This is a genomic window from Stenotrophomonas lacuserhaii (genome assembly GCF_014836545.1).
GTDB classification, from domain to species: domain Bacteria; phylum Pseudomonadota; class Gammaproteobacteria; order Xanthomonadales; family Xanthomonadaceae; genus Stenotrophomonas; species Stenotrophomonas lacuserhaii.
The window spans coordinates 24,458-35,583 of the sequence record NZ_JACSQS010000005.1; the positions used below are offsets into that span (position 1 = coordinate 24,458).

The 11,126-nt window shown below is 65.4% G+C and carries 10 protein-coding genes; 4 read left to right on the forward strand and 6 right to left on the reverse strand.

Annotated features, from left to right (window positions below; genetic code table 11):
- Positions 1-234: 234 nt before the first annotated feature.
- The 4 genes from ppnN to grxD form a co-directional block, all read right to left on the reverse strand.
- On the reverse strand, positions 235-1,626 hold the full coding sequence (gene ppnN / locus H9654_RS06700) for a nucleotide 5'-monophosphate nucleosidase PpnN (protein WP_372487391.1): 1,392 nt from the start codon (positions 1,624-1,626) through the stop codon (positions 235-237).
- Between the two features lie 109 nt (positions 1,627-1,735).
- Positions 1,736-4,960, reverse strand: coding sequence for a TonB-dependent receptor (locus H9654_RS06705; RefSeq protein WP_182655458.1), 3,225 nt, complete (start codon positions 4,958-4,960; stop codon positions 1,736-1,738).
- Between the two features lie 242 nt (positions 4,961-5,202).
- Positions 5,203-5,952: an SDR family NAD(P)-dependent oxidoreductase gene (locus H9654_RS06710; RefSeq protein ID WP_191769985.1), complete on the reverse strand. Its 750-nt coding sequence runs from the start codon at positions 5,950-5,952 to the stop codon at positions 5,203-5,205.
- Complete coding sequence (gene grxD / locus H9654_RS06715) at positions 5,949-6,269, reverse strand: Grx4 family monothiol glutaredoxin (RefSeq protein WP_042614176.1); 321 nt, start codon at positions 6,267-6,269, stop codon at positions 5,949-5,951. The genes H9654_RS06710 and grxD overlap by 4 nt, the downstream gene beginning before the upstream one ends.
- 121 nt (positions 6,270-6,390) lie before the next feature.
- Here grxD and H9654_RS06720 point away from each other — a divergent pair, with 121 nt between their 5' ends.
- Positions 6,391-6,972, forward strand: a complete 582-nt coding sequence (locus H9654_RS06720) for a superoxide dismutase (protein WP_191770218.1) — start codon at positions 6,391-6,393, stop codon at positions 6,970-6,972.
- 177 nt (positions 6,973-7,149) lie between these two features.
- On the opposite strand, the gene H9654_RS06725 is transcribed toward H9654_RS06720, so the two are convergent.
- Both H9654_RS06725 and purE read right to left on the reverse strand, forming a co-directional pair.
- On the reverse strand, positions 7,150-8,298 hold the full coding sequence (locus H9654_RS06725) for a 5-(carboxyamino)imidazole ribonucleotide synthase (RefSeq protein WP_191769987.1): 1,149 nt from the start codon (positions 8,296-8,298) through the stop codon (positions 7,150-7,152).
- Positions 8,295-8,798 carry a 5-(carboxyamino)imidazole ribonucleotide mutase gene (purE, locus tag H9654_RS06730; protein WP_101100023.1) on the reverse strand — a complete coding sequence of 168 codons (504 nt, stop codon included), beginning with the start codon at positions 8,796-8,798 and terminating at the stop codon, positions 8,295-8,297. Before purE ends, H9654_RS06725 begins: the two co-directional genes overlap by 4 nt.
- Positions 8,799-8,856: 58 nt before the next feature.
- On the opposite strand from purE, the gene H9654_RS06735 reads away from it, so the two are divergent.
- From H9654_RS06735 to H9654_RS06745, 3 genes are all read left to right on the forward strand, one after another.
- Positions 8,857-9,126 carry a Trm112 family protein gene (locus H9654_RS06735; RefSeq protein ID WP_042614172.1) on the forward strand — a complete coding sequence of 90 codons (270 nt, stop codon included), beginning with the start codon at positions 8,857-8,859 and terminating at the stop codon, positions 9,124-9,126.
- On the forward strand, positions 9,123-9,989 hold the full coding sequence (gene nadC / locus H9654_RS06740; RefSeq protein WP_191769989.1) for a carboxylating nicotinate-nucleotide diphosphorylase: 867 nt from the start codon (positions 9,123-9,125) through the stop codon (positions 9,987-9,989). The genes H9654_RS06735 and nadC overlap by 4 nt, the downstream gene beginning before the upstream one ends.
- Before the next feature lie 105 nt (positions 9,990-10,094).
- Positions 10,095-11,033 carry a DUF2272 domain-containing protein gene (locus tag H9654_RS06745; RefSeq protein ID WP_191769991.1) on the forward strand — a complete coding sequence of 313 codons (939 nt, stop codon included), beginning with the start codon at positions 10,095-10,097 and terminating at the stop codon, positions 11,031-11,033.
- Positions 11,034-11,126: the final 93 nt, after the last annotated feature.

Below are 11,126 nucleotides of genomic sequence, written 5' to 3' on the forward strand. Positions count from 1 at the left end.
CCTGCGCCCCCCGCAAGGGGGTGCAGGACGAACGGTCATTCGGGGGCGACAAGCGTCAAAAGATCGGCGCCGCAAGGCGACAGGCGTGACGACCAACGGTCGTCACCCACCAGATCAACGCTGACGGCCAGCGGCCGTCACTACCGGGATCCACGGTAGCGCCGAGCCATGCTCGGCGAGCGCAGCGGCAAGGGCTGACGGCCAGCGGCCCTCACTATCCTGCCCGGCCGCCAGTCAGGCCAGCACCTGATAGCACGGCTTGTACTCGCCGGAGATCTTCATCCGGCGCTGGTCGACAAAGGCGCGCAGCAGCGCGTCCAGCGCCTGCATCATGTCGGCGTCGCCATGGATCTGGAACGGACCAAACTCCTCGATCCGGCGCATGCCGTCTTCCTTCACGTTACCGGCCACGATGCCGGAGAACGCGCGGCGCAGGTCGGCCGCCAGCGCATGCGGGGCACGGCCGTGGTGCAGGTCCAGTCCGGCCATCGCTTCATGCGTGGGTTCGAACGGCTGCTGGTACTCCCACGGGATGTCGATGGACCAGTTGAAGAAGAACGAATCCTTCTGCGCCAAGCGGTGTTCGCGCACCTGCTTGATGCCTGCGGTCATCTTGCGCGCCACCGCCGACGGGTCGCCGATGATGATCTGGTAGCGCTCGGCGGCCGCATCGCCCAGGGTCAGGCGGATGAAGCGGTCGATCTGCTCGAAATATGGCGCAGCCACGGTCGGGCCGGTCAGGATCAGCGGGAACGGCAGGTCCTTGTTCTCTTCGCGCAGCAGGATGCCCAGCAGGTACAGGATCTCTTCTGCCGTGCCCACGCCACCGGCGAACACGATGATGCCGTGGCCGATGCGCACGAACGCTTCAAGCCGCTTCTCGATGTCCGGCATGATCACCAGGTGGTTGACGATCGGGTTCGGCGACTCGGCCGCGATGATGCCCGGCTCGGTCAGGCCAATGTAGCGCGACACGCTCTTGCGCTGCTTGGCATGGGCGATGGTAGCGCCCTTCATCGGGCCCTTCATCGCGCCCGGGCCACAGCCGGTGCAGATGTCCAGCCCGCGCAGGCCCAGCTCGTAGCCGACCTGCTTGGTGTACAGGTATTCGTCGCGACCGATCGAGTGGCCGCCCCAGCAGACCACCAGGTTCGGGTCACCCGGATTGAGGATGCGCGCATTGCGCAGCAGCCCGAACACCGCATTGGTGATGCCGTCCGAAGATTCCAGTTCGGCCGCATAGGCCGGGCCCATTTCGATGGCCATGTAGGCCAGGTCGCGGACCACGGCGAACAGCAGCTCGGCCACGCCACGGATGATCTCGCCGTCCACGAAGGCCATCGCCGGCGCGTTGGCCAGGTCGATGCGCACGCCGCGGTCCTGCTGGGCAACCTGGATGTCGAAATCCGGGTACAGGTCACGCGCCGCGCGCGGGTCGTCCGAGGCGCTGCCACTGGTCAGCACCGCCAGCGCGCAGCGGCGCAGCAGTTCGTGCATGCCGCCACCGGAGGCATCGCGCAGGCGCGCGACTTCCGCCCGGGACAGCACATCCAGCCCACCGCGCGGGTAGATCCGCGCGTCCTGCACCGGCAGCGTACGTGCCGGCTTTTCAATCGTCGTGGTCATGTCCAACGTTTCGCTTCCTCAAGGTGTCCGACTGTAGCGCTGCCCCCATGAAAAAGAAAACGGCCGGGTTTCCCCGGCCGCTTTTTTTACGCTTTCAGTTCCGGGAAGATCAGAACTTGTACTTCAGGGTGACCTGCATCGACCAACGCGACACAGCCGTGTTGCCCTTGTCGTTGTTGTTTTCCTGGACCTGCGGGTTGTCCGTGGAGCCGTTGAAATTGTAGACATACTTGCCGGTTGCCGGATCAATACCCGCGTAGTTCGCGATGCGACGGGTAGAGAAGAAGCCGTAGTCGTCGATCAGACCCCACTTCTTGTTGAGCAGGTTACCCACGTTCATGATGTCAAGCGCGATCTCGCCCTTGTGACCGTCCATGAAGCCCGGGAACTCCTGGCTGATGCGCACGTCGAAGCTGTTGACCCACTTCGCGCGATGCTGGTTGGCCGGCACGACCTGGCCTGCATAGCCAGCAAGGTCGGAGTTGCCTTCCAGCCACGTGAAGAACGCGTCTTCCATCGCCGCGCCGCCGGTGAACAGAACGTCACCACGGCCCGCCGGCACATAGAACAGATCGTTGGTCGTGGCGCTGTCGCCGTTCACGTCATTGTAGAAGATGTAGCTGTACGGGCGGCCCGAGCGACCTTCGTAGAACATGCCGATGCGAGTGGCGTTGTCACCGAAGAAGTTGTGCTTCCACTCCAGCGATCCGGTCACACGATCCTTGATGGCATAGCGCGAGTTGTAATCAATGTTCTCATTGGCGTTGAAGATCATCGCGTTGTTCCAGTTCGAGGTGTTCTGCGAGCTGGTCAGCGGATTGACTTCGGTGGCCTTGGTGTAGGTGTAACCCAGCGACCAGCCGAAGTTTTCGGTCAGCGGCTTGGCGAGCGAGAAGGTCGCCTGTGCACCGTGGCCCTTGTCGGTGTTCTTCATCAGCAGCACATCGCCGATGTCGTTCGGACGGTTGGCACGGTTGCCTGCGTTGTTGGTACCTGCCTCGATGCCGAAACGACCCGCGTTGGCCGGGTTGCGACCTGCAGCATTCCAGTAGATTGCCCGGCCGTCCGGGCCGACTGCCGTGGGTGCGCCCAGGTCGAGGCGTTCGAAGTAGATGCCGTCCTTGACCTTGGTGAACAGCACCTCGGCCGAAGCCACGACGCCGTACCACGGCAGCTCGTGATCAAAGGCCAGGTTGGCCTTGTACACCGAAGGCAGACGCACGCCGTCATCGATCAGATCCACATTCTGACGCGCAGCGGTCGGGCCGCCGGCCGGAATGTACGGATTATTGATGTCCGGGGTAAAGACGCCGGTCTGCGGGTTGGCCGTGGTGCTGCGCTGGTCGTATTCGATGTAGTTCAGACCGGTGTTCTGGTATGCGCCTGCCAGCCACACGTTCGGGGCAGCGCCACCGAACAGGCCAACGCCACCGCGCAGCTGGGTGGGACGATCACTGTCGAAGGTGTAATTGAAACCAACGCGCGGCTGCACGAGCGCCTTGTCCGGCAGCTTGGTGTTGTCGTAGCCGTAGCGGTTTTCAATGTTGGCGTTGTACAGCTTCTGGTCGCTGAAGTCGGGCATGTCCACGCGGACGCCGAACATCAGCGTCAGGTTGTAGTTGACAGCCCAGCTGTCCTGCACGAACAGACCGGTATTCTTCAGGTTGAAGCTGGCCGGGATGTCGGCGCGGCTGCCATCTGGACGCGGAGCGCGCAGCTGGTAACGGCTCGGGGTCCCGGCGAGGAAGTTCTGCAGGTTCGAGAACTCGTACACACCGTTGAGGTTACGACCGTAGAAGTTCATCAGGTCGTTGTCGGAATAGTCGAAGCCGAACTTCACGGTGTGATCGCCGACGTACCAGGTACCTGCACCGAAGGCGCTCAGTTCCTTGGACTCCACGATGTTGACGTGGGAGTTCTGCTCGGTGCCCAGCAGCAGCGCACTGTTGTTGGTGCCGAAGCCGTTGATGCGGATCTGCGGCAGGTCGCTGGCGGTGGCGCGGATGGCACTGTAGTCCTTGTGCGACACCTTGAACTCGGTCGAGAAGTTCTCGGACCAGTCGCTGAACAGTTCACCCATCCAGGTTTCGTAGGTCTTCGGCTGCGAATACCAGTAACTGCTGAGCGAGATGGTGCTGTTGGCGATGCCCGGGAAGCGCATCACATCCTGCTCCATCTTGTTGTAGCGCAGGGCCGCACGGTGGTTGTCGCTGATATTCCAGTCCAGCTTGACCGCATACTCTTCGATCTCGGTCTTGCTGTCCTGCGCGGTCAGGCTGCCAGCGTCATAGCCGAGAGCGGACATGCGCTGCTGCACGGTCGCAATGTCGGCGGCGGTGATCTGGCCGGTGCCGAACGGCGTGTCACCCAGGCCGATGCCCGGTGCGCTGCGCTCGTACTTTTCATAGTTGGTGAAGAAGAACAGTTTGTCCTTGATCAGCGGACCACCGAAGGTCATGCCGTAGGTCTTCTCGTCCTTGAACCCGGCGAAATCGGTGTTATCGCCTTCCAGACGATCACGCACCATGTCCTTGTCACGGTAAGCGTAATAGACGGTACCGTCGAAATTATTGGTACCCGACTTGGTCACGGCGTTGATTACCGCGCCCGTGCCGCCGGAGATCGTCGTGTCGTAGTTGGCCAGGTCGATGTTGATTTCCTGGATAGCGTCCATCGACACCGGCTGACGCTCGGTCGGCAGGTTGTTGGACTCCAGGCCGAAGGGATCGGATGCATTGATGCCGTCGATGCGGATCGCATTGAAACGGGTGTTCTGACCACCGGCGGAGATCGCGCCGTCAGCCTTGCTGACCTGCGAAATACGCGGATCCAGTCGGATGTAGTCCTGGATGTTGCGGTTGGCCGACGGCAATGCGTCCAGGCTCTCGCGATTGATGTTGGTGCCCGAGCCCATCTTGGTGGAGCTGAACACTTCCGAGCCACCGCCAACGGCGACAACCTGAACGGTGTTCAGATCGGTGGCGACCATGTCACCCGCCAGGTTGGCATTGATCGTATTGACCTGATTGAGGTTCAGGTAGACGCCACTTTCCGTCTTGGTGCCTTCGCCAGGCTTGGTGATCGTAATGGTGTACGGGCCACCCACGCGCAGGCCGCGTGCCGAATAACGGCCGGCTTCGTCGGTCGTGGCACGCGAAACGGTGCCGGACTCGGTGTGGGTGATGGTGACTTCAGCGCCAGCGACAGGCGCACCGGCGGAAGAGACGACCTGGCCGCCGACACCGGCAGAGGTGCTCTGGGCAAAAGCAGGAGCGGCGGCAAGCACGGTCAAGAGGCCAAGGGTGAGCTTGGACATCCGGAGAGTGTGGTTCATCTAGGGTAGCCTCGATGGGAGTTGGCGATGGCGGATAAAAAAGCGCATCCAGGCAGCCTTGCGGGCGGCTGCTCGGACAGTTATCTGGGGTTCCCAACCGTGAACGGCAGCTGCCGCAACGGTTAACAATAGATTAACACGGTACGATCCGAATGTGACGGTAGTGCGACAGAAGCGGCCTGATCGCAACCCATTCGTGACGATTCCTTCACTCCCCGCGAAGGTTCAGCTCACGAAACACCCTATTCAGGGCGGACGGCCTTCACGCTTCCTCGCCACGTCAAGCCCTGCGGCGATAGCAGCACGACCGCCGCGGCGGCAGCCTCCCCTGGTCCGCCGGCCGCATCATCCTGGTCCAATGACCATGCGCGGGCGCGCAGCGCTGTCCGCATCGGGGCCGGCTGCAGCCCGGCAATGCGTACCGGTCCCTGCTTCAACTCGTCGTGCAGGCTGGCCAGCAGCCCGCGCAGCCCATGCTGGGCCACGCCGTAGCCGCCCCAGTAGGCGGCCCCCACCCGTGCCGGGTCATCCAGGCAGAACACCACCGCCGCATCGTCCCGCTGCTTCAACAACGGCAGGCAGGCCTGCACCAGCAGGGCGGGTGCGGTCAGGGTTACATGCAGGGAGCGGGCGAACGCAGCCGGCTCGGCGAGCTCGAACGGGGTCAGGCCGGGGAAATCGGCGGCGCAGACCAGCACGCCGTCCAAGCGGCCCAGTTCGGCCTGCACGCGGCTGGCCAGTTCGGCGAAATCGTCCGGGGTGGCGCCTTCCAGGTCCAGCGGATACAGCAGCGGCTCCGGTCCGGCTTGTTGCACCTGGGCGTAGACCCGATCAAGCCGGCGCGGCTTGCGCCCCAGCAGGATCACCGTGGCCCCGGCGGCCGCGCAGGCCACCGCGGCGGCGCTGCCGAGCCCGCCACCGGCGCCGACCACCAGGATCACCCGGCCTTCGAGCGTGCCGACTTCGGCGTCAGGCGACGCGGCCAGGCTCATGCAACCGAGGCTTCTTCGACGATGCGCTTGAGCTCGCCGGCTTCGAACAGCTCCATCACGATGTCGCAGCCCCCGATCAGCTCACCGTGCATGAACAGCTGCGGGAACGTCGGCAGGTTGGAAAAGCGCGGCAGGTTGGCGCGGATCTCCGGTTCTTCCAGTACGTTGATGGTGCGCAGGGACACCGCCCCGGCGGCCATCAGGGCCTGCACCGCGCGGCTGGAAAAGCCACACATCGGGTATTGCGGCGTACCCTTCATGAACAGCACGAGGGGGTAACGATCGACTTCGGCCTGGATCTGCTGCATCACTGCCACAACCACACTGCCTCCCGGATGGGCGAATCCGACCGCGACGGTCGGCTAGACTTCCCACAGTAGTCGCCATTGTAAGCCGATGGAACCGGCCACCGGCATCCTCCTTCCTCTCCTTCATTGCCTGCCCATGGAACTCACCGACCTTCCCTACTCGCCCGGCGCCCTGCAACCCCATCTGTCCGAACGGTCGGTGGCGCTGCAGCATGGGCAACACCAGCGCGGCTGCGTGGATCAGGTGAATGCACGGATCATGGACACCGAATGGGAAGATGCGCCGCTGGAGCAGATCGTGCGCGAAAGCCAGGGCGCGCTGTTCGAAGCGGCCGCCCAGGCGTGGAACCTGCAGTTCCAATGGCAGAGCCTGCGGCCGCGCGGTGGCGGCGATCCAGCGGGGCGCTTGGCTGATCAGGTGAAGCGTTGCTTCGGTGACACCGCCAGCCTGCGCAAGGCGTTCAATGACGCCGCGCTGGGCCTGTTCGGTGCGGGCTGGGCGTGGCTGGTGCTGCATCCGGACGGCAGCTTGGCCGTGGTGGTGACGCGCAATGCCGCCACCCCGTTGACCAGCCACAGCGTGCCACTGCTGGCCTGCAACCTCTGGGAACATGCGTATTACCTGGATTACCAGAACGACCGTGCGCGCTATCTGGAGGCCTGGTGGAAGGCGGTCAACTGGCAATTCGCTGCGGAGCAGCTGCCGGGTTGAGCGGAGCGCCAAAGGCAGCGGCCGTCACTACCAGTCATCCAGCAGACCTGGTAGCGCCGAGCCATGCTCGGCGAGCGCAGCGGCAGGCCGTGACGACCAACGGTCGTCACCCACCATGAATGACGGCCAGCGGTCGTCACCTACCATTGAATAACGGCCAGCGGCCGTCACTACCGGTCAGGCGCGCAGGGCCTGCACGGCCGGGCCTACCTGGGCCTGTCGACCCAGCGCTTCGCCTACCTGCTCCAATGCCGAGGCGAGCGCGGATGCGTCGCCGTCGCGCAGGGTGGCATGGCCGACCTTGCGACCGTCGCGCGGCTGCTTGCCGTAGTCATGCCAATGACCGCTGGACTGCGCCAGCACCGGCGCCGCATCGGGCATCGCGCCGATCCAGTTGAGCATGCAGGCATGCCCCAGCATGCGCGTATCGCCCAGCGGCAGGCCCAGCACCGCACGCAGATGGTTTTCGAACTGCGAGGTTTCGCTGCCTTCGATGGTCCAGTGGCCCGAGTTGTGTACACGCGGCGCCATCTCGTTGGCCAGCAGTTCGCCATCGCGGCAGAACAGCTCCAGCGCGAACACGCCCACGTACTGCAGGTGTTCGGCCAAGGTACGGGCATAGCCGATCGCCGCCTGCTGCTCGGCATCGGACAAGCGGGCCGGCGCGACGCTGGCCGACAGCACGCCATCGACATGCCAGTTGCCGGTGACCGGATACGCCTGGAAGCTGCCATCGCGGCCGCGCACGGCCACCACGCTGACTTCGCGCTGGAAGGCCACGAACCCCTCCAGGATCAGGCCGGTCTTTTCGACCTGCGCGCCCAATGCGTCCCACGCCGCATCGATGTCGGCTTCGGTGCGCAGCCGGAACTGGCCCTTGCCGTCATAGCCCAGTCTGCGGGTCTTGAGAATGCACGGCAAGCCGAACGCGGCGACCTTTTCGGCCAGCTGGTCGCGGCTGGCGATGTCGGCGAACGGCGGCAGCGGAATGCCCAGCTGCTGGAACAGCGTCTTCTCGCTCAGCCGATCCTGTGCCACGGCCAGCGCCGCCGGCGGCGGATATACCGGCACCTGGTCGGCCAGCCACTGCGCGCTGTCGGCCGGCACGTTCTCGAAATCGAAGGTGACCACGTCCACCTTGGCGGCAAACGCGGCCAAGGCCTGGCGGTCATCGAACGCGGCCACGGTCAGCGGCGCCAGCGGTCCGCCACAGGCATCGGCGGCCGGATCGAACAGTTCGAAGCGCAGGCCCATCGGCGCACCGGCCAGGACCATCATGCGGGCCAGCTGGCCGCCGCCCAGGATGCCAACGGTCCTCGTGCTCATTGACGTGGATCGTCGTGGGCCATGACCTCTTCGGTCTGGCGTGCGCGGAAGGTCTCCAGCGCCGTGCCGATGGCCGGCTGGTCACTGGCCAGCATCGCCGCGGCGAACAGCGCCGCGTTGGAGGCACCGGCATTGCCGATGGCGAAGGTGGCGACCGGGATGCCGGCCGGCATCTGCACGATGGACAACAGCGAATCCATGCCGTTCAGCGCCTTGGACTGCACCGGCACGCCCAGTACCGGCACGGCGGTCTTGGCGGCGATCATGCCCGGCAGGTGCGCGGCGCCACCGGCACCGGCAATGATCGCGCGCAGACCGCGCGGACCGGCCTGTTCGGCGTAGTCGAACAACACGTCCGGGGTGCGGTGGGCCGAAACCACCTTCACTTCGAACGGAACACCCAGCGCTTCAAGCTTCTGGGCGGCGTGCTGCATGGTCTCCCAGTCGGAGCGGGATCCCATGACGATGCCGACGAGCGGCGCGGATTGGTTGGGGGTCATTGGCCGTCACCTGCCTTAAAGACGTATTCTAGCCGTCTTCCACGCAAGACGAAGAACCATGGATCGCAAGCTGCTTGACCTGCTGGTATCGCCCGACACCCGCCAGCCCCTGTCCCTGCTGGATGCCAAGGGCCTGGAGGCCCTCAACCGCGCCATCGGTGCCGGTACCGTCAACAAGGCCGACGGCAATCCGCTCGCCCAGCCGTTGCGGCAGGCGCTGGTGACCCGCGACCGCAAGCAGGTGTTCCGCCTGGACGATGGCATCCCGGTGCTGCTGGCCGAAGAAGCCATCGCCACCGCGCAGATCGCGGACTTCCCTTCCGCATGAGCACGGCCGCCGCGGGCGCGTTGATCGCGCCGGATCCGGCGCAGGTCGCCGCCGACGTGGCGCGTGCGCTGGCCGAAGATATCGGCAGCGGCGATGTCACCGCCGCGCTGCTTCCCGACCATGCCGAAAGTGCCTACCTGCTGTGCAAGCAGGACGCGGTGATCGCCGGACGCCCCTGGTTCGACGCTACCCATCGGGCCCTGGATCCGCAGGTGCGCATCGACTGGCAGGTCAGCGAGGGCCAGGCCGTGGCCGCCGGCACCGTGCTGGCGCTGTTGCACGGGCGCAACCGCTCGCTGGTCAGCGCCGAGCGCACCTCGCTGAATTTCCTGCAGACCCTGTCCGGTACCGCGACGATCACCGCGCGCCATGTCGCCGCGGTGGCCGGCACCGGCACCCGCATCCTGGACACGCGCAAGACCCTGCCCGGCCTGCGCCTGGCGCAGAAGTACGCGGTGCGCTGTGGCGGCGGCGACAACCACCGCATCGGCCTGTACGACACGGTGATGCTGAAGGAAAACCACATCCGCGCCGCTGGCTCGTTGCCGGCCGCGGTGGATGCGGGGCGCACGATGTGGCCGCAGCTGCCGTTGGTGGTGGAAGTGGAAGACCTTGACCAGCTGCAGCAGGCACTGCTGTCCGGCTGTGATCGCATCCTGCTGGATGACTTCCCGGCTGCGCTGCGCCGCGAAGCGGTACGCATCACCGCCGGGCGCATTCCACTGGAAGTCTCCGGCAGCGTCGGTCTGGATGGCCTGCGCGCGATTGCCGAAGACGGCGTGGACTGCATTTCCATCGGCGGCCTGACCAAGCACGTGCAGGCCATCGACCTGTCACTGAAGCTCGGCCCGCCACCGGGTTGAGGGGAGCGTGCCGACCAAGGTCGGCACTACGTCACCCGACAGATGCACCCGCTATTCACGTGCACACTGAGACGCTGCGCCCCTCCCCCTTCTGCGGAGCACCGCATGCGCCGGTTGCTGCTTGCCTGCCTGTTGCCCTTCTCCGCCCTCGGTCTGTCCAGCGTCAGCACCGATGCCGCGGCGGCCGAAGCCTGCGATGTGCCGCCGCCCTATGGCTTGAGTCCGTTGGCCCTGTCGATCCGGCAGACCGCCTGCAATGAACACCGCCTGTGGTTTCGTCCGTTCATCGACCGCGAAGGGCGCGCCGCCAGCCTGGCGGTGACCGAAGCGGAGAATGAGCACCTCGCCGACAACGGTCTGATTGCCTGGCAACGGGTCTCCGGTTACTGGCGCGACAGCGGCACCTTGAATGCGATGGGCGCGATTCCCGGCGCCAGCAGCTGTATCGCCCCGTTGGGATCGCGCTACACCGACAGCGACTGTCGAGCCTTCCTGATCGACAATCCCTGGTCGGCCGCCTTTATTTCCTGGGTGATGGTGCGCGCCGGGGTTCCCGGCTTCAACGCCTCCCCGCGCCACATCGATTACATCCGTGCCGCCTACAACGGCGCATCGCCCTATCGTCTTGCCGATCCGGCAGCGGAAAAACCTGCCGTCGGCGACCTGCTCTGCTTCCTGCGCGACCGCCGGGAGACCCTGACCTACACCGGCCTGGTGCAGGCGCTGGGCAACGGCTCGGTGGGTCACTGGAAGTCGCATTGCGAGGTCGTGGTCTCGGCCAACATGGGCGGCGACCGCACCCTGTACCTGGTCGGCGGCAACGTCCTCAATACGGTAGCGATGCGCATGCTGATGCTCGACCGAAGTGGCCGCATCGAACTGCCGACCAAGCGCGACGCCGAGCCGGACGGGATCGCGCCGATGTGCACGCCGGGACGCGAAGAGGAATGCAGTTTCAACCGGCAGGACTGGGCGGCGCTGTTGAAGCTGACGGCGGCCGCGCCGATGCAGGCGCCTTTGCCGCTGGCTGCGCCTACGGAGTGAGGGTCGAACGGGTGAGACCCCCTCGCGGGTGGCTTTTAGGGCGGCAACTGGGGTGGGCCCGGGGGGGGGGGGGGGGGGGGGGGGGGGGGGGGG

What these genes read in the sequence shown, in the direction of transcription:
- purE (WP_101100023.1), bottom strand. Translation starts at nt 8,798, where the DNA reads ATGACCCCCAACCAATCCGCGCCGCTCGTCGGCATCGTCATGGGATCC.
- H9654_RS06745 (WP_191769991.1), top strand. Translation starts at nt 10,095, where the DNA reads ATGCGCCGGTTGCTGCTTGCCTGCCTGTTGCCCTTCTCCGCCCTCGGT.
- H9654_RS06735 (WP_042614172.1), top strand. Translation starts at nt 8,857, where the DNA reads ATGGATCGCAAGCTGCTTGACCTGCTGGTATCGCCCGACACCCGCCAG.
- H9654_RS06710 (WP_191769985.1), bottom strand. Translation starts at nt 5,952, where the DNA reads ATGAGCCTGGCCGCGTCGCCTGACGCCGAAGTCGGCACGCTCGAAGGC.
- ppnN (WP_372487391.1), bottom strand. Translation starts at nt 1,626, where the DNA reads ATGACCACGACGATTGAAAAGCCGGCACGTACGCTGCCGGTGCAGGAC.
- nadC (WP_191769989.1), top strand. Translation starts at nt 9,123, where the DNA reads ATGAGCACGGCCGCCGCGGGCGCGTTGATCGCGCCGGATCCGGCGCAG.
- H9654_RS06705 (WP_182655458.1), bottom strand. Translation starts at nt 4,960, where the DNA reads ATGAACCACACTCTCCGGATGTCCAAGCTCACCCTTGGCCTCTTGACC.
- H9654_RS06725 (WP_191769987.1), bottom strand. Translation starts at nt 8,298, where the DNA reads ATGAGCACGAGGACCGTTGGCATCCTGGGCGGCGGCCAGCTGGCCCGC.